Source organism: Nocardia sp. GP40 (assembly GCF_050434125.1).
Classification (GTDB): Bacteria; Actinomycetota; Actinomycetes; order Mycobacteriales; family Mycobacteriaceae; genus Nocardia; species Nocardia albiluteola.
On record NZ_JBNPVW010000004.1, the window covers coordinates 344,699 to 364,582 of the forward strand.

Here is a 19,884-nt window from a genome sequence, read left to right on the forward strand (position 1 = left end):
CTGAGGTAAGCACCGCAAGACGACCACCGACCAGAGGACTGACGAGACCCGTGCCTGCGCTGACACTGACGAGGTTGCTACGTTTTGGTGAGGGTCGCACCGTCAAGCGGCTCGCGAGGCTGGCGGACGAGGTCCTGGCTCTGGAGGAAGAGTTCGAGGCGCTGTCCGACGCGGAGCTGCAGGCCAAGACCGACGAGTTCAGGGAGCGCTACGCCGAGGGCGAGACGCTGGACGAGCTGCTGCTCGAGGCGTTCGCGGTGGCGCGCGAGGCGTCGTGGCGCGTGCTGAACCAGAAGCACTACAAGGTCCAGGTGATGGGCGGCGCGGCGCTGCACATCGGCAACGTCTCGGAGATGAAGACCGGTGAGGGCAAGACCCTGACCTGTGTGTTGCCCGCCTACCTCAACGCGCTGTCCGGCGACGGTGTCCACGTCGTCACCGTCAACGACTACCTGGCCAAGCGCGATGCCGAGTGGATGGGCCGCGTGCACCGGTTCCTCGGGCTCGAGGTGGGCGTCATCCTGTCCGGCATGACCCCGCAGGAGCGCCGCGAGGCCTACCACGCCGACATCACCTACGGCACCAACAACGAGTTCGGCTTCGACTACCTGCGCGACAACATGACGCACACGCTGGACGATCTGGTGCAGCGCGGGCACAACTTCGCCATCGTCGACGAGGTCGACTCGATCCTCATCGACGAGGCCCGCACCCCGCTGATCATCTCGGGCCCGGCCGATGCCTCCTCCAAGTGGTACGCGGAGTTCGCGCGCATCGCGCCGCTGCTGAAGAAGGACCTGCACTACGAGGTCGACATCAAGAAGCGCACCATCGGCGTGCACGAGGCCGGCGTCGAATTCGTCGAAGATCAGCTGGGCATCGACAACCTCTACGAGGCCGCGAACTCGCCGCTGGTCAGCTACCTGAACAACGCGGTCAAGGCCAAGGAGCTGTACGAGCGCGACAAGGACTACATCGTCCGCGACGGCGAGGTCATCATCGTCGACGAGTTCACCGGCCGAATCCTGGTGGGGCGCCGCTACAACGAGGGCATGCACCAGGCCATCGAGGCCAAGGAGGGCGTGGAGATCCAGCCCGAGAACCAGACGCTGGCCACGATCACGCTGCAGAACTACTTCCGCCTCTACGACAAGCTCGGCGGCATGACCGGTACCGCCGAGACCGAGGCGGCCGAGCTGCACCAGACCTACACCCTGGGCGTGGTGCCGATCCCGACCAACAGGCCGATGGTCCGCAAGGACCAGCCGGATCTGATCTACAAGACCGAGGAGGCCAAGTTCGCCGCGGTCGCCGACGACATCACCGAGCGGCACGAGCAGGGCCAGCCGGTGCTGATCGGCACCACCTCGGTCGAGCGGTCGGAGTACCTGTCCAAGCTGCTGACCAAGCGCGGCATTCCGCACAACGTGCTCAACGCCAAGTTCCACGAGCAGGAGGCGCAGATCGTCGCCGAGGCGGGCCGCCCGGGCGCGGTCACCGTCGCGACGAACATGGCCGGTCGTGGTACCGACATCGTGCTCGGCGGCAACCCGGACATCCTGGCCGACCTGGTGCTGCGCCGGCAGGGGCTGGATCCGGTGGAGACCCCGGAGCAGTACGAGGCGGCCTGGCACGGCACCCTCGAGCAGGTCAAGTACGAGGCGGACGAGGACGCCGACGCCGTGCGCGACGCGGGCGGGCTGTACGTGCTGGGCACCGAGCGGCACGAATCGCGTCGCATCGACAACCAGCTGCGCGGCCGCTCCGGTCGTCAGGGAGATCCGGGCGAGTCGCGGTTCTACCTGTCGCTGGGCGACGAGCTGATGCGCCGGTTCAATGGCGCGGCGCTGGAGTCGATCATGACCCGGCTCAACCTGCCCGACGACGTGCCGATCGAGGCGAAGATGGTCTCCCGCGCGATCAAGAGCGCGCAGACCCAGGTCGAGCAGCAGAACTTCGAGATCCGCAAGAACGTCCTGAAGTACGACGAAGTGATGAACCAGCAGCGCACGGTCATCTACGCCGAGCGCCAGCGCATCCTGTCCGGTGAGGACATGGAGGGTCAGGTTCAGGAGATGATCACCGACGTGATCACCGCCTACGTCAACGGCGCCACCGCCGACGGCTACGTCGAGGACTGGGATCTCGAGAAGCTGTGGACCGCGCTGAAGACGCTGTACCCGGTCGGCATCGACTACAAGGATCTGACCGGCGAGAACGAGCACGACGAGATCGGCGAGCTGACCCGCGAGGAGCTGCTCGACGCGGTGCTCGACGACGCGCACGATGCGTATGCGCGCCGCGAGAAGGAGATCGACGATCTCGCGGGCGAGGGCAGCATGCGCAACCTGGAGCACCAGGTGCTGCTGAGCGTGCTGGACCGTAAGTGGCGCGAGCACCTCTACGAGATGGACTATCTCAAGGAGGGCATCGGCCTGCGTGCGATGGCCCAGCGCGACCCGCTGGTAGAGTACCAGCGCGAGGGCTTCGACATGTTCGCCGCGATGCTCGAGGGCCTGAAGGAGGAGTCGGCCGGCTTCCTGTTCAACCTGCAGGTCGAGGTCCAGGCCCCGCAGCCCGAGGGGGTGGCCATCGATCAGGGCCTGCGTTCCCCGGTGGGCCGGATGGTCGACGCCCCCGTCCCCGGCGCACCGCAGCCGCGGCCCACCGGCAATGGTGCCCCGGCGGCGTTGCGCGCCAAGGGAATCGACAGCGCGGGCCCCGGCGGCATGGTCTACTCGGGTCCCGACGAGGGCGGCCGCGCCGCCCGCCGCACCGACGCCCAGGAGTACGGCGAGCACGACGACTCCGGCCTGACCCGCCGCGAGCGCCGCGAGGCCGCCCGTCACGAGAGTCGCGGCGAGCGCGCGCCGAAGGCCAAGCGCCGCCGGTAATTTCGGTAGCAGTACACGAATGATGAGGGCGCCCATGGGTTTCCATGGGCGCCTTCGTCATCGCCAGCGCGTGCGCACGGGACCATTGGGCGAGTTCTTCATGTGCCGGGTCCGACGTCACAGCCAGTCGTTGCGGCGGAAGGTGATGAACAGTCCGGTGCAGATGGTCAGGATGATGACGAGCACCACCGGATATCCCCAGGCCCAGCGGAGTTCGGGCATGTTCTCGAAGTTCATGCCGTAGATTCCGGCGATCATGGTCGGCACGGCCGAGATCGCCGCCCAGGCGGAGATCTTGCACATATCTCTGGATGTTAACGGGCCGCGTTTCCGGCATGCGAAAACCGATCCCCGTGATCGAATCGCGTGTCGATATTGGTCACGTGACCATGTAGTGGCGGGTACGATCCTCGCAAGCGCGCGCTCATCAATCTCGATGGAAGATGAGGGCTTTCATGTCTCTGCGATCAGCCGCGCTCACCGCTGCCCTGGCCGCCTGCGTGGCCACTGCGACGGCCACCACCGCCCACGCCGCCCCCGAGCCCGCATCGCCGGTCCTGCACTATGTGATCGACCGCAACGCGCACACCCTGACCGGCACCATCGACAACGGCCGCTTCGCGCTCGTCGACCGCAACCTCGTCGTCCGCGACTATGCCGGGAACGATATCGCCACCGTTCCACTGGATCTCGATATCGGCGGCGTTATCCATGCGGTGGGCCAGCAGATTTCCGACGGCGGTCGCTCGCTGCGAATCACCGCGCCGGTCGTCGCGCTGAAACCCGTTGCCTCGCCGCTGGAAGACCAGCTCGCCATGAACGATCTGATCAATTCGGTGAACTTCGGTATGTCCGCGGGCGCCATCGCCGGCACCGCGATCGGGGCGCTGATCGGTACGGGCGTCGGCGTGCTCGTGGCGGGCGCGACCTGCCTGGTGATCTCCGTCGCGTGTGTGCTCGCCGTGCTGCCGATCGTCGCCCTGGCCGGCGGCGTGGGCGGCGTGCTCGGGCTTGCGGCCGGCGGTGCGCCGGGTGTCCTGGTCGGAGCGGCGAACTATGTCCAGACCATGCTGGCGCCGCCGGGACAAAGCAAGTACGCCAGCCAAATCCCCGCCCTGGCACCGCAATCCGTGCCTTCTCGGTGAGCGGGCGGCCATGAAATCACCCGTTCACGCATTCGCCGCGACACTTGTCGCCGGAACCCTGCTCGCCGCGACGGCTGCCACCGCCGACGCGACCCCCGGCGGTTCACCGTTACTACGATTCCGGCTCGAACATGGCGTCGTCGTCGCGACCCTCGACCACGGTCGGTTCGCCGTTGCCGCGGATCGGCGCTCGGTGCAGGTCCGCGACGACACCGCAACGGTGGTAACCACTTTGCCCCTCGAATACACCCTCGACGGACAGCCGCGCGCCATCGCGCAGCAGATCGCCGGCGACGGGCACACCCTGCGGCTCATACCGGACGTCCCACTGCATTCGGTGGCCTCGCCGCTCGAAGACCAGCTCGCCGCCAACGACAGCACGGGTGTCCTGGCGACCGCGGTGACGGCCGGCGCGGTGGGGGGAGCCGTCGTGGGTTTGGCGGTCGCCGGAGCATCCTGCCTGGTGCTCACAGTGGCATGCCTGCCGCTGCTCCCGGTGGGGGCGGGCGCCGGCGCGGTACTCGGCACGATCGGTCTCGGACTCGCGGCCGGGGTGTACAGCGCATGGAATTACCTGTCCACGGTGGCCTCCCCGCCCGGGCAGAGCAGGTACGCCACCCCCGGCGGCTTCGGTACGAACGGCGGTGGAACTCCCGACGACCACGTCCAGATTCCGAATCTGCCCAGCGGCTCGCAGGGGGGTTCGAACTGACGCCGAAGCACGGTGCGCCCAATTGCGCTGTGCGACAGTCGTCGCGGAGAGGTCACGGCGCGAACGCGACTTCGTCGACGGCGTCACACATCGAGGGCACCGCAGCGCGCCCAGTTGCGCTGTGCGACAGTCGTCGCGGGGACGCTACGGCGCGAACGTGACATCGTCGATGGCGTCACGCATAGAGGGCACCCGAGGCATCATTCATGGCTCAGTATGAATGGTATAGGGGCTCATGGTGACTCGCGACAGGTCGCGGTCGGTGGTCGGCCGCCTGCGATCACCGGGGGCGCAGGCTGGCGATGATCGCGGTGATGTCACCGGCGGGGGCGGCATCGGCGACGCCTTCGTCCATGACCGCGACGAACAGCACGGTGTTGCCGCGGTTGGCGAAGGCGACCGTCGTCACCTGGACCCGGGGCGGCAGGCAGGCGCCCGGATGGACCGGCGCGGAGGTCACCGCCTGCCAGGCCTTGATCGCGCCGCGGTCGAGCGAAACACTATGCGCCGGTGAGGCGATGACCTTCACCGCGCTCGCCGGCCCGCTGACCGAATCCGAGCTGTCGACGGCGGCGTTCTGCGCCCACAGCTTGCCGTCCTCCACGGCCGCCTGCCGTGGGTCCGACGGGCCGATCGGCATGAATCCGACCATGCCGCGATCGATGCCCTGGTTCTGCGGGCAGACGTGCTGCTTGTAGATCGTGACCGCGTGCATGGTGGTGGTGAGTTTGCCGCTGGCGTCCTGGTATCCGGAGAATGTGCCCGGAGTCTGGACCGTCCAGCCGGGTGGTACGTCGTAGGCGACCTGTTGCTCGCGCGAGAGAACTCCCTGCCACCCGGGTGTCACCGCGGGCACGGTGATCGACCCGACGGTGTCGGCCACTCGGGACGCCGAAGTCGCGGTTGCCCTGCCATGGTGCTTCGAGTTGTGGTGCTGGACAGTCCCTATCGTGATCGCGAGCAGAGTGATCACCAGGACTGCGCCCAGCGCAACGAGGATGGGCCCCTTCTTCGGTTCCGGGTACGGCTGACGGCGCCGCGCCTGCAGGAACGGGCCGAGGGTGGTGTTCGCCAATGTCGACGGAACCTGTTGTGTAGCAACAGGTCCGGGGGCAGGCGGGTAGGACGGTGAATATCGACCGCCCACAGTCTGCCACTGGGGTGGTTTCTCCGGCTGATACCGCATGCTCACGATCGGTAACCATAGTGCGTCGTCCCTCCTGGGTGTACCACACGCCGATACCTGCTCGCGCGCCACTGCGATCGGCCCGGCTCGCTCGCGATGTCGACTCGGCCGCACCGTGATTCGATCGAGCCTGATGCCCATCGTCTCGCCCGTGTACTCGAGGCAAGGGTCGCCGCGGCCATGCCTGTTCGTCATGGCGCGGATCCGGATTCGACCTGCTCGAACGCCGCGCCGGTGAGGTGCTCAGGAGCGGGTGGCCGCCGACTTGACGGCAACATATCCATACGGAAAGACTTAGCCGGTTCCGCACATCGACGCGGTATCGGCCGCGCACTCCGCGACGGCCCGAATTCCCTCAGGAGACACGGTGGACACCCTTCGTAGAACCGGACCGATCGCCGTATTCGCCGCGGTCGCGGCGGGACTGGTATTGGCAGCCCCGCAGGCCGCGGCCAACACGATCACCAACCTCACTATCGCTCCCGGTCTCGGCAACGGCTACGGCACCGGTTGCTCGTACCAGGTCTCGGCCACGGTTCAGCAAGATCCTGCCCACGTGATCCTCCTGGACAACGGATGGGAGCCGCGCGGCGGCCCGAGCCCGGTGGTGTCGGGCACCTCGATCACCTGGACGTGGACTCCGGCCACGACCGGTCAGCACACCCTCGAGGCTCGATACATCTACATGGGCGCCGACGTGTCCAGGACGGTCACGGTCGAGGTCGGCACCGGCCAGAATCTCGGCAGCGCCTGCGTGGTGCGATAGCGTTTCCGGCGGCGGCTCCGATGCCGGGCGGGGTTGTCGGCGTGGACGATAAGGACGTCTCGCCGGTCAAAGCCGAGACTCCTTTGGGGGCAGCGGGAACGGATCGAGACCGGTGAGTGCCACACTGGCGGACCATAATCCGGCGGCCGCCTCGGGGTCGGTCATGTGTGTGCGGGGTGTTTCTCCGTGGGCCTCACCACGAAGACCGAAAATCCTTGGGCCCCATAGTTGCCCGCTGACTATCTCGGTGTCGACAGTGGCCCGGACGACGCATCGGGCCCCCGCGTCCTTGCCGTGCACCACAACACCCGCGGGCAGCCCGCGCAGGCGCTGGGACGTGGTGCGGACGAATAGTGGTGGCCGCGACGGAGTCAGCGAATCCAGGGCGCCGCCGGGGTGGGCGACGATGCTGGCGGTGGCGGCGCCGCGGGCGCGCAGCCGTCGATCGAGTTCGAAACCGAACAGCATCTGAGCCAGCTTCGATCGGCCGTAGCTGCGCTTGGCACGATAGTCGTGCTCCGATTGCAGATCGGCGAGTTCGAGCCGCTCCGACCGCGCGGCGAAGCTGCCCACGGTAATCACCCGGCTGTTCGCGGTGGCGGTCAGCAGGGGCTCGAGGTGGGCGGTCAGCGCGAAGTGCCCGAGATGATTTGTCGCGAACATCAATTCGTGGCCTCGTGCGGTGACCCGGCGATCCGGACCCGACAGCATCACCCCGGCGTTGAGCACGACCGCGTCCAGGCTCTCGACACCGAGGGCGGCCACCGTCGCGGGCAGCGAGGACAGATCCGCCAGATCCAGATGCACCCAACGCAATCGAGCGTCCGGAACCCGTCTGCGGATGGTCCGCACCGCGAGTTCGGCCCTGCCGGCGTCGCGGCAGCCCAGCACCACGGTCGCCCCGCCCGCCGCGAGCTGCTCGGCGACGAAATACCCGATGCCCGCACTGGCGCCGGTAACCAGGATCGTCTTCCCCTCGGCTCGGCCTCCGATATGCCATGTCATGCCGTCGAGTCTCATCTCCCGCGCTTGCACCGCGCTCACACCCCGCTGGCGTAGCTCAGCGGGTTCGGGCGCCTCCCGTTCACGGGTGGAGCCGGCTCGGTGGTCCAGACGTATTCAGCCGGTCGCGACACGGCTGGGAATTGTCGAAATCGTGTGTGCAGCCCTGATCGGCAGGGCCACACCGCCGGCGTGCTCACGAAAAGCCGACATCATCCCGTGGTCGGAGAGCAGGATCCGCTCGTGGCAGGTCGCGCGCCGCGGTGTTCGTCCGTAGCGTTCTCGGCGTGAGCAAGGATCTGGCGACCACCGACTACCACGTTGATGGTGTGCGCTGCGCCGTATACGACAGTGGCCCAGCCGATCGCGGAGAGGCCGTCGTCTTCGTGCACGGTAACCCGGGGCCGATGGACGACTGGGCCGAGCTGGCGCCGGCCGTCGCGGGGTTCGCGCGCGTGATCGCCATGGACATGCCGGGTTTCGGGCGAGCGGCGCGGCCGCGATCGTTCGATCACAGCGTTATCGGGCATGCGCGATTCCTCGGGCTGCTGCTCGACCGGCTCGGTGTCGAGCGTGCGCATCTGGTGTTGCACGACTTCGGCGGGGCGTGGGGACTGCGGTGGGCGCTGGATCATCCGGAGCGGCTGGCCAGCCTCACGCTCATCAATACCGGTGTGCTCGAGGGCTACAGCTGGCACCGGTACGCCAGGATCTGGCAGACGCCGATAGCCGGCGAGCTGTTCCAGCTGATGAGCACGCCCCGCGCCACGCACATCGCGCTGAATCGCGATAATCCGGTACCGCTGCCCCGGGACTATGCCGACCGTGTCGGCGGCTACGCGGACTGGGGACACAAGCGCGCGGTGCTACGGCTCTACCGCAACTCGCGCAACCCTGCCAGCGCCTTCCCAGAAAACCCAGGCGCCGTGGCGAATTCGCTGCCGACCTGCGTGATCTGGGGCGACGGCGACCCCTATATCCCCGTCCGGTTCGCGCAACAGCAGCGGAACTACTTCCCCGAAGCCGAGATCCACATCCTCGAGGGGCTGGGGCATTGGCCGTTCATCGATGATCCGCAGGCAGTCCTCCAGCCGCTGACCGCCTTCCTGCGCAGGCACGTTCGGCCGTGACCGCGGCTGGCACCGGCGAACCGGATCTTCCCGATCATGCACACCATCGTCGTCCGCAGACCTCGTGCACGAGCGCCCCGGCCTCGCAAAAGATGCCCATGAGGTCTCCTCCGGGGCGAAAGACGCTGCCGCCGACCACTATCGGCGCAATCGCAGACTGTACGAGGTTCAGACCATGGTGTCGTGGATGAACGCACTGGTCGACCGCAACATCGAACAGTTCGGCGACGACTGGTGGCCCCGTTAGGGTTTGCTCGAGATCGAACGCTGCCTGAAGGCACAACGGGGCCGGCGACTCCGTCATTGTCGAGGCACAGTCGGTACCCAACCGACTTCCGGGTAAGAAGACCCGGCGGGGCTCAGGGTCCACATCCCTTCGGTACGTTAGTATCTCGTCGTCAGGTTGCGGCCCGACGGGCTTCCGTGAACGTGGATATGCCCCCCCGCACGAGAATTCGTGCTACCGGGGGTATTGCTGTGTCGAGTCAGGTGTATCGATCGTCCGTACAAGAGGTGCTGAACCTTTCTGTTGAGCAACAGCTGTCGGCGATGATTGCCGAGCACCTGGGTCGTACCCGTCGGCAGCGACCATCCTCTGAGGAGCGGTCGTGGAATGTGAGCCTGCCGCGGGTCGCGCATGACCTGAGGGCAGTGGGGCTCGGGCACGTGGAGATGCTCATCGAGTATCAGCTGCCGGAATCGAGCCGCAGGGCCGACGTGATCCTCAGTGGTGTTCACCCGCAGACTGGCGAGGACAACTACGTCGTCGTCGAATTGAAGCAATGGAGCCGGGCGGAACTCGCACATAACAGCGATCGCATCGTTCGGGCGTCCAGCGTCCCGGACGAGCAGCTGCATCCGATTGATCAGGTGAGCGCCTACTGCGGCTTTCTGACTCAGTACGTCGAGGTGCTACACGACAGACCGGAGGCGGTGCATGGAGTCGCCTACTTGCACAACGCAACTGAGAACTCCGTCAGCACACTGCGTGCCCGCATGCCGGACAATTCGGACGAATGTTCACTGGCGAGCAGCAACCCGATTTCCTGACCTATCTGAAGAGTTACCGCAGGGTGGGTTGCGCCGCCAGAAACGACAGGCCTGATTAGACCTGACTGTGCCACGTCCCGCGGGAACCTGCTGCCGCCCAAGAGGGTGTTGGTGTGCTGGTGGCGGGTTTTGGGTGGTGATGTAGTGCATTGTTGGCGGTAGGTGGAGTGATACTGGCGGTGAATTCATACCACCCTGTCTCGGCTCGATTTCAGGAGTTTCGCCGATGGCCGCCGATGCCGCCCGCACCTACCGCGGCCGCAGGTGACCTACCCGCGGTCTGATCCCGCGCCCTGTGGGCTGGGCCGGTACCGGTCGTCCTGACACGGGCACCCCGGATCCAGGGGTGGTGTGAACACCACTGCGTCGCAGGTTCGGCATCGATGCGTGCGATGCCCGGATCGGGTTGCGGTCGCGCACGGCTGCCAGCTGACCCGCGCCCGGCCCGGCCCGATCAAGGAGTGCCCGGCCGGGCACCGGATCGGCGTCGGCTCGACCCACCGACCGTCCGGCAGCTGCACCAGCTCGCCGGCGGGCACGATCCGCCCGGCCGCGGTGTAGCGGATCGGGTCGGGCCGGGGTCGATCCTCGGACATGCGAACAGGATATCGAACACATGTTCTAGCGAAGGGTTGGGTTCGGTTCGCTGGTCGACCTCAGTCGAACAGTGGCAGCTGCAGAATGTTCGTGCTGGGGCCGCCGAGACGGCGCAGGCACCGTCCGCAGGTGATTGGTTCCCATGTAGGGGCGAGAGCGTCGGGGCTCCACCCGGCAACGCCGGTGTGGCACAGAAGTTCTGGTGCTTGCTCGTCGCCGACCCACTGGCCCAGCGCTACCGCGTGCACGGTGCGCCCGGCTCGCACGACCGCATGGACGCCGGGATCACCGAACCGCGCCCGCACGGACGCAGCCAACGGGGCGATATCGGTCATGCCCCCGGACGATACGGGTCGAGTACGACAAAACCGGCTGATCCGAGGGGCCGCCCGCAGACGCCCGCTACTCCAGTCCGGACGGTCTTTTTCGGCGTGTGCGGGTTGCACGTGCGCGTGTTTACGTCCAAGGGGACGGGCGCGACAAAGGCGGTCGTGTCGGGGCGCTGGCGTAGTCTCACGCATGCCGCGGTCAGCACGTCCGGTCGCGGCGCCGGCGCGCGGCGGCGGTGATGAGCTCGGCGGCCGCGGGGCCGGTGGCCGCCTGCTCGGCGAGTAGGCCGAAAGTGCGTTCGTGCAGGGCGATCTCCGAGGGCCGGGTGATGGTCAGTTCGGCGGAGATCGTCTCGGTGAGGACGAGCTCGCGGTCGTAGATGACGAAGTTGCTGGTGGTGGGGCACCGGTAGTGGGCCCACAGCGGGATGATGCCGATCAGCAGCCGCGGGTTGTCGAGTTCGTCCAGCAGGCGCTGGAGCTGCCCGACCATGGTCTCGTCGTTGCCCGCGGTGCGGTACAGGGCGGGTTCGCCGATGAGCATGTGGATGCGGCGGGCGCCGTGCCGCAGCACGTGCTGGCGGGCCATCCGCGCGGACACCGCAGCATCGAGATCGTCACGGCCGGCGGTGATCTCGATGCACGCGGTCAGCACCGCGCGCGCATAGTCCTCGGTCTGCAGCAGGCCCGGGATCACGTCCGGGGAGTACCAGCGGATATGCCGGGTGCGGGCCTCGAGATCGAGGCTCTGGTGCTGGCGGTGGGCGTGCCCGGCAGCGACCACACGCTGCCACTCCAGGTAGGCAGCACGCACGTTGCGGACGGTCGCGATCAGATCATCGAGGAGGTCCAGGCGGCCGGTGTGCTCGCACCAGGCGTACAGGTCGCCCTCCGACGGCCCGCGGTCCCCGCTCTCGAGGCGGGAGACCTTCGAGGAATGCCAGCCACACCGATCGGCAAGGTCGAGCCCGGACAGCCTCGCGCCGACGCGCAGCTCGCGCAGGCGGGCACCAAGGGCGGCGCGGGCTTGTCGGGGATCGGTGCTCACGCGGTGGCGTACTCGCTGACCACATACCGGGCATGGTCGATGCCCATGGGCCACAATCCGTCCCGGGCCCGGACGCAGTAGCCGACCAAGCCTGGATCGGTGCTGATCGACAGTCCCATGAACTCGCCCGTGTCGGCGAAGGTGGTCCAGGCGACGGTGTCGTCGTCGAACAACCAGAAATCGTCCTGCGGCACGCTGGCTGCCCCGGTGAGGTGCCGGGGCAGCCACCGCACCTGCTCGCCGACCTGCACCCGGATCTCGGTGCGGGACAGCAACCAGCGCGTGTAATCCGAGTGCGGCACCGTGACCACCCGCAACCGCTCCAACTTCACGCCGCGGGAGGCGGTCTCGGTCATGAGGTCGTCCCAGGCCCGCCACGAGTCAGGCTGCTCGGCGGGCTCGTACTCTTCGCCGGCGGCCCACCGTGCCAACGCTTCCCGCTCATCAGCCACCGCGTAGGAGTCGCGCACCTCGAGGTGGAACGCCCGCGCCCTCGCGGCGCGGAACAGCGGCGGGAAGACGTCGTCGCCGGTGGTGTGGAGCATCAGGGCACCGCCACCGCGGTTTCGTCCGGGGCCAGGGTCAGCTCGGCCAGCTGCTCCGGGGTGGCCGGGGTGCCGGGCACCAGCAGCATGCCGGGTGTGCCCGTGGCCTCCACCGGCAGCGCCATTCCCGCCTCGAGCCAGTCCAGCAACTGGTGCGGGACCCGCACCGCGCCAGGACGATCGGGCAGGGCATCACCCTGCACAACCAGCCCGCCCGCGGGGTTGGCATACACGGCTGGGCAGGTGCCGTGGTCAGAGCCGGAGCCAAGCAAGCGCAATGTCGACATGGGTGCGTCCTTTGCCATCTGAGGGAGAAGGTACCCGGCAATAGTCACGCTCACCACGGCGCGGTGTCGAACCTTTTGGCAAAGGCTGGCAAAGAGGATAGGTCCCGGGCCGGTCGGCTCGTAGCGTCCCACACGCGCCCCCAGGCGCGCCGGATCCAGTGGGCAGGAGTCACTACGATGCGCGTATTCGAACACGGCGACAGGTCGGTGTGGCGCACCGACCTCGGAAACATGTGCGCCACATGGGAAATCGGCGGCGACCAGGTGCCGCGTGTGCTGTTCGTCAGCGACTTCACCAGCAGCACACCGGCGTACCGGTGGCCCGATATCCCGATGCCCAGCTGCAGGACCGGGCATGTCGCATTCGGTCCCGAGTATCCGACGCTGGCCGAGGCCACCGAACTGCTGCCGCAGTACGAGACCACGCTGTGGGAGCACTTGCGTCTCGAATTCGCCGCCACCAAAGACGCCGCGCGCCGCGCAGCGGGGATCCCGGACTGCAGAATGCCAACGCAGCAGGCGGCCCGGTCGTGAGCAACGCCGGTGACCCACGCGGGCCCGCCGCAAGCGCGGCGGATGCAGAGCGGCTGATGGGGGAAGTGGCCGCGGCCGTGGCACGCAAGGCTGAGCGCGCGCATATCCACATGCTTGCCGCCGAGGCCCTGATGTTCGGCGCGAACCCCGGCCGTGTGCATGCCGCCGCGGGCCTCAACGACCTGGAGCAGCGCCTGGTCGCCCGGCTGAGCCAGGAGTTCGCGGCTGACGACGCCGCGGTCGAAGAGGAGACCCGCAAGCGGCTTGGCTCATCCCAGGCTGCCCGTAAATGACGAGACCGCCTGGCGCGGCGCCGAGAGCGTTACGAAATCCGGTGGGACACAGTGTGCTACTTCTTCGCGCCGCTGACCTGGTGGTTTCTCGCCGAGGGGTCGATTTTGAGCCGTGTGGGAGCGCTGATATCCTATAGGGGGACAGGGCATTTCATGCCCTTCGGGCCTCAGTCTGAACGACTGGGGCCTTTTTTGTTGCCCTGTCACTCCCCGTCCAGCCCTCGGCGCTTTATGCCCGGGGGCTTTTTTCATGTCTGGAGGTTCCTTGTTCCCGATCGAGGCTCTCGCGGCCGGACCTATTGCGCCGGAAGCTGCTTGGCCGCTGTACTTCTTCGGCGCGTTCACGGTCGTAGCCGTCGTTGCCCTGTGCAGGGCCAAGCGAGACGATGTACCGAAGATCTTCGCCGCGTTCGCGGCCGCACTCGGCTTCCGCAGGCTTCCACGTTCGAGATCGACCAAGCGCGCGGATGCGAGCCGGGGCATCCCGGCGACCGGCGCAACCGAGCAGCAGCGGCGGCACGATGACCAGACCCAGGAGCGAGCATGACAAAGCGGCGCCACGTCCACCGTGACCCGGTGGAGCTGCAGGCCACGAAAAACGTTGTCCGCGAGCACTTCAATGTGACAGTGCGAGACGCGCTGCAGCGTCTTCCTGTCGAGGAAGCCCACACCGTTCTCACGCTCGGTATGGCACCCCTGGGCGCGAGGGAAGCGTCAGTCTTACTGGGCGTTCCGGTCCAGACGGTGAAGAAGCGGTGGGACTCGGCTCTGAGCAGACTGCGCTCCAGCTACTACCAACGCTCGTTCGATCGGCTCGACGAGCAAATGGAGGTCTTGAAGGCCTACCTCGACGACTGCGATCTCACCGAGACACTGACCGGCGGCCGCGCCAGCCAGATCACAGCAGTAGGGCGTGACTGCGTCTTGTGTGGTGCTCGGTACAGCCTGGACGGTGAGGTGTGGAAACGGGGCTGGCCCCGCATGTACTGCACCAATGCCTGTCGACAACATGCGTACCGTCTTCGGCAGCAGAACCGGATCCCTGCCTTTGCCAAGTCACCGGAAAGGACGGGAACAACTTCTCAGGGCGGTTCGGGTTCCGGTAGTAATCGCCGAAAATCCAACGGATATGGCGTAGTGCGTGGTGAGGGCTGAGCTGATTGGGTTGGGTTCTGCTGCGGGACAAGGCTGCTGGTGGTTGCCCTGGCAGCCCGAGCACACCGGCACCTGAACCAGCCACAGCATCGGTGCTGGTCAAGCCGTTGTCGTTGTTTTTCGCGCGCGATTACTACCCGAACCCCTTGATCCTGCGCCCGAGTGCGGCACGACGCCGAGCGGGTGCGGGGACACAAGGTGTTGTGCTGTGCGGCAGTGTCGGCCCCCAGTAGTAGTGTTCTGGGTAGGCCTGAAGCGTTCACAGAACGAGCCCCGTGCCGGGGCAACCGGCGTGGGGCTCGTTGGTGTGTGCACTTTTAGCGGAGCGCCTCGCCAACGTACCTCAGTGTGGTCTCTCTGTCCCGATGGCGGGGAGGTTGCCGGTGCAGACGGCCTGGAAGGAGGGCATGACAATGTCCAAGAATCCGCAGAATGCGCCGCTGAAGCCGGGCGACAAGGCCCCGCATTCCGGTCTGTACGAGGAGGTCGGCCCGCGGGGCGGTCACACCGGTAAGGAGATCACCGGTGTGAAGGGCAAGACGCTGCCCCCGACCAGCAAGCCGGGGAACGGCTTCAGCCTGGTGGATCCGGCGAAGAACGGTGCGGGCGAAGGCTAGTCACCGGTGACCGTGCGGCGTGCTCCAGCCGGGGTGCGCCGCACGGGGCCTGTCTCCCTTCTTGACCCCTGGCCTGGGCTGGCGCACGGTCGGGATGTTGTTGCGGCGCCGGATGATCGCGAGCACCCGCTGGGCTGCTTCGCGGCGGTCCGGGTCGCTCGAGTAGATCGCAGCCCACACAACCAAGACGATCAGCGCGAAGGCGGCCACGCCGATGATTTGGTTGAGGCTGATGGTCATGCTCAACACGAAGGATCTCTCCCATCTACATGGGATGGCCGTGCCGTGCGAGCTGAAAGGGCATGCGTCACCGGTTCGACCATCCCGCAAAGTTTTGCGGTTGGTGAACCGGGGTCCTGATGGAGTGAGTAGCCCGGGTACTGCTGCTCTGACTGTGTCAGAGGGTCCAATACCGATAATTGCTCCTTGGCCGCGGTCTCCATCGCCATCGCCTTTTGCGGAGCCGATGGCCAACCTAGGCCGAAATGATGGCTCGATAGTACTGGGGCCCAATACGTCCCGAACTACCGGGGTAGCTGTTGAGCTTCGTCGGCAACGAGCCGCTGGCCATTTCCGAGTTCGGGCAGGTGCTTGTAGAGCGTGGATCGTGAAACGCCGAGCAGGCGGGCGATCGAGGAGATCGATTCGTCGGGGCGGGTGAGCATGGCGCGGGCCTGGCGAATCTGTTCGGCGTTCATCGCTGGTGGCCGGCCGAGACGTTGGCCGCGGGCGCGGGCTGCGGCCAGGCCCTCGTGGGTGCCGTCGACGATCAGCTCGCGGATGAACTCCGCGAGCGCGGCGAACACGTGGAAGACCAGACGCCCGCCCGGTGTGGTGGTGTCCAGGGCTTCGTGCAGGGACCGGAATCCGATGCCGCGCTGGCGAAGTCCGGCGACGATCGAGATCAGGTCCTGCAGCGAGCGGCCGAGCCGATCGAGCGCGGGCACCACGAGGGTGTCTCCCGGCCGCAGGTAGTCCAGGCAGCGCCACAGTTCTTCGCGCTCGACGTTCTTGCCGGACTTCTTGTCCGCGAAGACCTTTTGGCATCCGGCCGCGGTCAGTGCGTGCAGCTGGCGGTCGAGCAGCTGCCCGGTGGTCGAGACCCGCGCGTAGCCGACGAGGGCCCCGCCTCCACCGATCGGGTCGAGGGCGTCACCATCGAGAACGAGCGCCGGCGTCGCGGCGGAGGTTTCGGTCATGGGCGTGACTGTACGAGAAAGGTCCGACAGGACTTGTTGCACAGCAAGACTTTTCAACACGTTTTTCCGACAGCGGTCCGGCGATGTCGACCAGGGATTCGTCACCGACCGGTCGAGTGTCGGTAAAACGATCAATTCTCAACACTTCGCACAACGCATCAGCGTGGTGGAGGAGGAGGCGTGAAACCCTTCGGCCATCGCGTCTGTAGGTCGTACTGCGTACCGGTCAGGTCCGCGTGGGTCAGGTCCGCGTCGGTCAGGTTCGCGACGGCCAGGTTCGCGTGGGTCAGGTTCGCGTGGGTCAGGTATGCGTGGGTCAGGTTCGCGCTGCCCAGGTATGCGTGGGTCAGGTTCGCGTCGTCCAGGTATGTGTCGGTCAGGTTCGCGTCGGTCAGGTTCGCGTCGGTCAGGTCCGCGCCGTCCAGGACCGCGCCGCCCAGGTTCGCGTCGTCCAGGACCGCGCCGCCCAGGACCGCGCCGCCCAGGTCCGCGCCGCCCAGGTCCGCGCCGCCCAGGTCCGCGCCGCGGAGGCAGGTTTGGCCGAGGTCTGGTTTGTCTGTTGGCTGTTCCCGGGAGGCGTCTCGTCGGCCGATAACAGTCATCGCGGTCTGGATGTCGACAGGTGTCGCCGCTGGTTCTGGTGGTGTGGGGCAGTTGGTTGCGGGGGCGTGGGTGCGTACGAATGCCGCGAGGACCGAGTACACGGTTGCGTGGTCTGCTGGGGAGTCTTTGGCCAGGCGTTCGAACAGGTAGATACCGGAGATCCGGACATCGATCTCTTTTGAGGAGAGTTGTTCGGCGGCCAGGCGGAATCGGTCGGTGATCGCGGTCTGCTGGGACATGCCGAGCTGGGTGTTGGTGGCGTGCAGCGATTGCCCGGTGAACCACAGGGCCCCGGTGGCCGCCGAGGCCGCCAGCAGTGTGCCGGCCGCGCTTGCCAGGGCGGTCACCCTCGTCCACCCCGAAGTCGATTCCGCAGCGGCGGGCGCGTCCGCGGCCCCGGACGGCGGATCCTGCTGTGCCACCGCAGGTTCCGGAGGTGGGGCTGGTTCCGGAGGGGCGGCAGGAGCTTGAGGTGCGGGTCGGTGCAGTGATCGGCCCCTGCCCGCGACCAGCCGCTGTCGCCGCAGGTGCGGTCTTCCCCCCGTTGCCATTCGAACCCACCCTTCCAACAGGTTGTACCGCTGTCGGTGTCGATGATGCGCTTCGTCCGTGCGGCCGCAAAGTACGCGGGCCGAACTCGTCAGTGTTCCAAGGCATCCTGAACCGGCCGCAGCCCGGAACGAGACCAGATTCCGAGACCAGCCCACAGGCGACTTCGGAGCGAAGGCAACTCCACCCCCATGCTGTCTCGAATCCAAGGTTTCAAGACACGGACCGGCGTCCCACGTCCGGTACACGCTTTGCCTGCGCCCACCCTCAACAGCGCCGGGTGCCGACTGACTCTTAATCAGCGGGTTCTAGGTTTGAGCCCCCATCGTCCATGTGTCCGGATAGCCTCCGTGAACCCGGCGGACTCGCGTCAAGAAATTCGGCGAAAGACGTTGTCTTGACGCTGTTCTGGCTGGCGCTGGAGTGTCACGTTGAGGTGTACCCCAAACGGACGCAACTTCAACAGGCCCAGTACCCGATTGGGTCGTGCGTCATGGCCGGGGCGCGGCGGCTGGTGCACACGCCGGTAGGCGGTACCTAAGTGCGACAGATTCCGGGGGGTTCGGATCTCCATAACGTAGTGCTCACAACGCAGCAAGCACTACGAAGGAGAAGGCAATGAGCGACGTGAACGAGCTGGTCGAGGGCTACCTGGCGGCCTGGAACGCCACCGAGCCGCAGGCGCGCAAGGCGCTGGTCGCCAGTGTGTTCGCCGAGGATGCCGGCTACACCGATCCGTTGGTCGCGGTCGCCGGGCATGCCGGTCTGGAGGCCACCATAGCGGCGGTGCAGGGGCAGTTCCCGGGGTTGGAGTTCAGCCTCGGCGGACCGGTCGACGCCCACCACGACATCGCGCGGTTCACCTGGCACCTCGGACGCCCCGGCGGTGAGCCGCTGATTATCGGATTCGATGTCGCGGTGATCGGCGCGGACGGCCGGATCACCCAGGTGCTCGGATTCCTGGACAAGGTGCCCGCGGGCGCCTGAGCCAGTGACCCGGGTCCGCCGGTGGCCACCGCGACGACAGTGGTGGCCACCGGACCGGCGATCACGGGCAGCACTTCTGCCCACTCGAAATCCGCTGCGGCACTTCGCCGCTCATCACCACACCACTCTGCCGAGCTCAGCGCGACTTTTCTCGTCATTGAACACCACATGCCTATCAAGGAGGATGCCATGACGGCATACATCATCGCCCATGTTCACAGCACGAATTTCGGCCCGGAGATTGTCGAGTACCTCCGCCGAGTCGATGCCACGCTGGAGCCGTTCGCCGGAGTCTTCCGCACCCACGGAAACCCGAGTGCCGACACAATCGAAGGAGACTGGAAGGGCGACCTGATCATTATCGAGTTCCCCACCATCGAAGCGGCCCGCGGTTGGTACGAATCCCCGGCGTACCTGGAGATCCGCAACCTGCGTACAGACAACACCACCGCCGACCTGATTCTGTTCGAGAGTCTGCCCGCGGGATACCGTGCCGACTCCGCATTGGCCTACCTGCTGCCGGAACAAGACTGACCTACACCCGTCCGACACCCGGCGGGCCTGGTGCGAGCTGATGGCCGCCGCCACGGCAGCGGTCCCCGCGGCGCCAGGAGTCGATCCGCTCCTCGCGGGTGCGGTGGCGGCCGGTGAACACGACGGTGCGGGTGGCGAAGGCTTTGGTGAGGCGTCGGCAGCGGGTCGCGGCGAATGAAACCGTCACGGTCGCCCGGTATCGGCACGGAGAACTCCATGTTCGTCCCTATCTGCTAGAGGCTGATGAAAATCTCCTTGCTCGAACGGAACACCGTCAGTCGTTTTCCCGACTGCCTTGAGACGCCCCCGCAAACTCACCACCGACCAACTCGCCACCCCCGGCGGCGAGCGATGCGCCCCGAACACGAGTACAGGCCGGTCACCGACACCGAATGGACCGAATTCGAGGAGCATTTCGACAAGCGGAAACTCGAACTCGGCAACTGCGGCCGCCCCTATGCCACCCCTTGCTCACACGAGCACGCCTGCATCCGCTGCCCGATGCTGCGTGTCGACCCCAAGATGGTCGTCCGGCTCGACGAGATCGAAAAAGACCTGCTGGTTCGACGCCATCGCGCCGAATCCAAAGGCTGGCACGGCGAAATCGAAGGAATCGACCTCACCCTTGGCTTCCTCCAAGGCAAGCGCGACGAAGCACTGCGCCTGAACCGCCTGTCGACGGTCGACCTTGGGATGCCGTCCAGGAGGACCGAATCATGACC

Annotated in this window: 26 protein-coding genes and 1 pseudogene; 15 read left to right on the plus strand and 12 right to left on the minus strand. The window is 66.7% G+C overall.

Annotated elements, in window-relative coordinates; translation table 11 throughout:
- Positions 1-50 precede the first annotated feature (50 nt).
- Positions 51-2,894 carry a preprotein translocase subunit SecA gene (secA, locus tag ABH933_RS14725; RefSeq protein WP_429422657.1) on the plus strand — a complete coding sequence of 948 codons (2,844 nt, stop codon included), beginning with the start codon at positions 51-53 and terminating at the stop codon, positions 2,892-2,894.
- 117 nt (positions 2,895-3,011) lie between these two features.
- Here secA and ABH933_RS14730 read toward each other — a convergent pair.
- Positions 3,012-3,200: pseudogene (locus ABH933_RS14730) on the minus strand (CorA family divalent cation transporter); the annotation flags it as partial.
- A gap of 149 nt (positions 3,201-3,349) precedes the next feature.
- Between ABH933_RS14730 and ABH933_RS14735 the strand changes: the two are divergent.
- Both ABH933_RS14735 and ABH933_RS14740 read left to right on the plus strand, forming a co-directional pair.
- Positions 3,350-4,039, plus strand: coding sequence for a hypothetical protein (locus ABH933_RS14735; protein WP_429422655.1), 690 nt, complete (start codon positions 3,350-3,352; stop codon positions 4,037-4,039).
- 10 nt (positions 4,040-4,049) lie between these two features.
- Positions 4,050-4,751 (plus strand): hypothetical protein, encoded by a 702-nt coding sequence (locus ABH933_RS14740; protein WP_429422653.1) that lies wholly within the window; start codon positions 4,050-4,052, stop codon positions 4,749-4,751.
- 280 nt (positions 4,752-5,031) lie between these two features.
- Here the strand turns inward: ABH933_RS14740 and ABH933_RS14745 are convergent, their stop codons facing one another.
- Positions 5,032-5,826 carry a hypothetical protein gene (locus tag ABH933_RS14745; protein WP_429422652.1) on the minus strand — a complete coding sequence of 265 codons (795 nt, stop codon included), beginning with the start codon at positions 5,824-5,826 and terminating at the stop codon, positions 5,032-5,034.
- 478 nt (positions 5,827-6,304) lie between these two features.
- On the opposite strand from ABH933_RS14745, the gene ABH933_RS14750 reads away from it, so the two are divergent.
- Positions 6,305-6,703 carry a hypothetical protein gene (locus tag ABH933_RS14750; RefSeq protein WP_429422650.1) on the plus strand — a complete coding sequence of 133 codons (399 nt, stop codon included), beginning with the start codon at positions 6,305-6,307 and terminating at the stop codon, positions 6,701-6,703.
- A gap of 66 nt (positions 6,704-6,769) precedes the next feature.
- Here the strand turns inward: ABH933_RS14750 and ABH933_RS14755 are convergent, their stop codons facing one another.
- Complete coding sequence (locus ABH933_RS14755; protein WP_429455034.1) at positions 6,770-7,708, minus strand: SDR family NAD(P)-dependent oxidoreductase; 939 nt, start codon at positions 7,706-7,708, stop codon at positions 6,770-6,772.
- A 284-nt stretch (positions 7,709-7,992) separates the two neighbouring features.
- Between ABH933_RS14755 and ABH933_RS14760 the strand changes: the two genes are divergently transcribed.
- The 3 genes from ABH933_RS14760 to ABH933_RS14770 all read left to right on the plus strand — a co-directional run bounded on the left by ABH933_RS14760 (position 7,993) and on the right by ABH933_RS14770 (position 9,885).
- The gene (locus ABH933_RS14760; RefSeq protein ID WP_429422646.1) at positions 7,993-8,835 is read left to right on the plus strand and encodes an alpha/beta fold hydrolase; all 843 of its coding nucleotides are present in this window, start codon (positions 7,993-7,995) and stop codon (positions 8,833-8,835) included.
- Positions 8,836-8,899: 64 nt separating this feature from the next.
- Positions 8,900-9,082, plus strand: coding sequence for a hypothetical protein (locus ABH933_RS14765; RefSeq protein WP_429422644.1), 183 nt, complete (start codon positions 8,900-8,902; stop codon positions 9,080-9,082).
- A 230-nt stretch (positions 9,083-9,312) separates the two neighbouring features.
- Positions 9,313-9,885, plus strand: a complete 573-nt coding sequence (locus ABH933_RS14770) for a hypothetical protein (protein ID WP_429422642.1) — start codon at positions 9,313-9,315, stop codon at positions 9,883-9,885.
- 269 nt (positions 9,886-10,154) lie between these two features.
- Here ABH933_RS14770 and ABH933_RS14775 read toward each other — a convergent pair whose 3' ends face one another.
- The 5 genes from ABH933_RS14775 to ABH933_RS14795 form a co-directional block, all read right to left on the minus strand.
- Positions 10,155-10,481: a hypothetical protein gene (locus ABH933_RS14775; RefSeq protein ID WP_429422640.1), complete on the minus strand. Its 327-nt coding sequence runs from the start codon at positions 10,479-10,481 to the stop codon at positions 10,155-10,157.
- Between the two features lie 60 nt (positions 10,482-10,541).
- Positions 10,542-10,817: a hypothetical protein gene (locus tag ABH933_RS14780; RefSeq protein ID WP_429422638.1), complete on the minus strand. Its 276-nt coding sequence runs from the start codon at positions 10,815-10,817 to the stop codon at positions 10,542-10,544.
- Between the two features lie 193 nt (positions 10,818-11,010).
- Positions 11,011-11,859, minus strand: coding sequence for a helix-turn-helix domain-containing protein (locus ABH933_RS14785; protein WP_429422636.1), 849 nt, complete (start codon positions 11,857-11,859; stop codon positions 11,011-11,013).
- Positions 11,856-12,404, minus strand: coding sequence for a DUF6879 family protein (locus ABH933_RS14790; protein ID WP_429422634.1), 549 nt, complete (start codon positions 12,402-12,404; stop codon positions 11,856-11,858). Before ABH933_RS14790 ends, ABH933_RS14785 begins: the two co-directional genes overlap by 4 nt.
- Entirely contained in the window at positions 12,404-12,691 is a 288-nt protein-coding gene (locus ABH933_RS14795) for a hypothetical protein (RefSeq protein WP_429422632.1), read from the minus strand. Before ABH933_RS14795 ends, ABH933_RS14790 begins: the two co-directional genes overlap by 1 nt.
- 177 nt (positions 12,692-12,868) lie before the next feature.
- Between ABH933_RS14795 and ABH933_RS14800 the strand changes: the two genes are divergently transcribed.
- The 5 genes from ABH933_RS14800 to ABH933_RS14820 all read left to right on the plus strand — a co-directional run bounded on the left by ABH933_RS14800 (position 12,869) and on the right by ABH933_RS14820 (position 15,290).
- Positions 12,869-13,225, plus strand: a complete 357-nt coding sequence (locus ABH933_RS14800; RefSeq protein ID WP_429422630.1) for a hypothetical protein — start codon at positions 12,869-12,871, stop codon at positions 13,223-13,225.
- Positions 13,222-13,518 carry a hypothetical protein gene (locus ABH933_RS14805; protein ID WP_429422628.1) on the plus strand — a complete coding sequence of 99 codons (297 nt, stop codon included), beginning with the start codon at positions 13,222-13,224 and terminating at the stop codon, positions 13,516-13,518. Before ABH933_RS14800 ends, ABH933_RS14805 begins: the two co-directional genes overlap by 4 nt.
- Positions 13,519-13,768: 250 nt before the next feature.
- Positions 13,769-14,065 carry a hypothetical protein gene (locus ABH933_RS14810; protein WP_429422626.1) on the plus strand — a complete coding sequence of 99 codons (297 nt, stop codon included), beginning with the start codon at positions 13,769-13,771 and terminating at the stop codon, positions 14,063-14,065.
- Positions 14,062-14,673, plus strand: coding sequence for a hypothetical protein (locus ABH933_RS14815; protein WP_429422624.1), 612 nt, complete (start codon positions 14,062-14,064; stop codon positions 14,671-14,673). The genes ABH933_RS14810 and ABH933_RS14815 overlap by 4 nt, the downstream gene beginning before the upstream one ends.
- Before the next feature lie 407 nt (positions 14,674-15,080).
- Positions 15,081-15,290: a YjzC family protein gene (locus ABH933_RS14820; RefSeq protein WP_429422622.1), complete on the plus strand. Its 210-nt coding sequence runs from the start codon at positions 15,081-15,083 to the stop codon at positions 15,288-15,290.
- Here ABH933_RS14820 and ABH933_RS14825 read toward each other — a convergent pair whose 3' ends face one another.
- The 3 genes from ABH933_RS14825 to ABH933_RS14835 all read right to left on the minus strand — a co-directional run bounded on the left by ABH933_RS14825 (position 15,291) and on the right by ABH933_RS14835 (position 17,439).
- The gene (locus ABH933_RS14825; RefSeq protein WP_429422618.1) at positions 15,291-15,530 is read right to left on the minus strand and encodes a hypothetical protein; all 240 of its coding nucleotides are present in this window, start codon (positions 15,528-15,530) and stop codon (positions 15,291-15,293) included.
- A 284-nt stretch (positions 15,531-15,814) separates the two neighbouring features.
- On the minus strand, positions 15,815-16,489 hold the full coding sequence (locus ABH933_RS14830) for a recombinase family protein (RefSeq protein ID WP_429422616.1): 675 nt from the start codon (positions 16,487-16,489) through the stop codon (positions 15,815-15,817).
- A gap of 158 nt (positions 16,490-16,647) precedes the next feature.
- Entirely contained in the window at positions 16,648-17,439 is a 792-nt protein-coding gene (locus tag ABH933_RS14835; RefSeq protein ID WP_429422614.1) for a pentapeptide repeat-containing protein, read from the minus strand.
- Between the two features lie 820 nt (positions 17,440-18,259).
- Here ABH933_RS14835 and ABH933_RS14840 point away from each other — a divergent pair.
- Both ABH933_RS14840 and ABH933_RS14845 read left to right on the plus strand, forming a co-directional pair.
- Complete coding sequence (locus tag ABH933_RS14840) at positions 18,260-18,628, plus strand: nuclear transport factor 2 family protein (protein ID WP_429427188.1); 369 nt, start codon at positions 18,260-18,262, stop codon at positions 18,626-18,628.
- Positions 18,629-18,649: 21 nt separating this feature from the next.
- A complete protein-coding gene (locus tag ABH933_RS14845; RefSeq protein ID WP_429455035.1) occupies positions 18,650-19,162 on the plus strand; it encodes a DUF1330 domain-containing protein in 513 nt (170 codons plus the stop codon).
- 1 nt (position 19,163) lies between these two features.
- Here ABH933_RS14845 and ABH933_RS14850 read toward each other — a convergent pair whose 3' ends face one another.
- Positions 19,164-19,349, minus strand: a complete 186-nt coding sequence (locus tag ABH933_RS14850; RefSeq protein ID WP_429425590.1) for a hypothetical protein — start codon at positions 19,347-19,349, stop codon at positions 19,164-19,166.
- Between the two features lie 56 nt (positions 19,350-19,405).
- Between ABH933_RS14850 and ABH933_RS14855 the strand changes: the two genes are divergently transcribed.
- On the plus strand, positions 19,406-19,882 hold the full coding sequence (locus ABH933_RS14855) for a hypothetical protein (RefSeq protein WP_429425589.1): 477 nt from the start codon (positions 19,406-19,408) through the stop codon (positions 19,880-19,882).
- The last annotated feature ends 2 nt before the right edge of the window (positions 19,883-19,884 follow it).

Coding starts and splice junctions, on each gene's coding strand:
- ABH933_RS14735 (WP_429422655.1), top strand. CDS start 3,350: ATGTCTCTGCGATCAGCCGCGCTCACCGCTGCCCTGGCCGCCTGCGTG.
- ABH933_RS14740 (WP_429422653.1), top strand. CDS start 4,050: ATGAAATCACCCGTTCACGCATTCGCCGCGACACTTGTCGCCGGAACC.
- ABH933_RS14755 (WP_429455034.1), bottom strand. CDS start 7,708: ATGACATGGCATATCGGAGGCCGAGCCGAGGGGAAGACGATCCTGGTT.
- ABH933_RS14775 (WP_429422640.1), bottom strand. CDS start 10,481: ATGTCCGAGGATCGACCCCGGCCCGACCCGATCCGCTACACCGCGGCC.
- ABH933_RS14780 (WP_429422638.1), bottom strand. CDS start 10,817: ATGACCGATATCGCCCCGTTGGCTGCGTCCGTGCGGGCGCGGTTCGGT.
- ABH933_RS14790 (WP_429422634.1), bottom strand. CDS start 12,404: ATGCTCCACACCACCGGCGACGACGTCTTCCCGCCGCTGTTCCGCGCC.
- ABH933_RS14795 (WP_429422632.1), bottom strand. CDS start 12,691: ATGTCGACATTGCGCTTGCTTGGCTCCGGCTCTGACCACGGCACCTGC.
- ABH933_RS14800 (WP_429422630.1), top strand. CDS start 12,869: ATGCGCGTATTCGAACACGGCGACAGGTCGGTGTGGCGCACCGACCTC.
- ABH933_RS14810 (WP_429422626.1), top strand. CDS start 13,769: ATGTCTGGAGGTTCCTTGTTCCCGATCGAGGCTCTCGCGGCCGGACCT.
- ABH933_RS14815 (WP_429422624.1), top strand. CDS start 14,062: ATGACAAAGCGGCGCCACGTCCACCGTGACCCGGTGGAGCTGCAGGCC.
- ABH933_RS14820 (WP_429422622.1), top strand. CDS start 15,081: ATGACAATGTCCAAGAATCCGCAGAATGCGCCGCTGAAGCCGGGCGAC.
- ABH933_RS14825 (WP_429422618.1), bottom strand. CDS start 15,530: ATGACCATCAGCCTCAACCAAATCATCGGCGTGGCCGCCTTCGCGCTG.
- ABH933_RS14830 (WP_429422616.1), bottom strand. CDS start 16,489: ATGACCGAAACCTCCGCCGCGACGCCGGCGCTCGTTCTCGATGGTGAC.
- ABH933_RS14840 (WP_429427188.1), top strand. CDS start 18,260: ATGAGCGACGTGAACGAGCTGGTCGAGGGCTACCTGGCGGCCTGGAAC.
- ABH933_RS14855 (WP_429425589.1), top strand. CDS start 19,406: ATGAAAATCTCCTTGCTCGAACGGAACACCGTCAGTCGTTTTCCCGAC.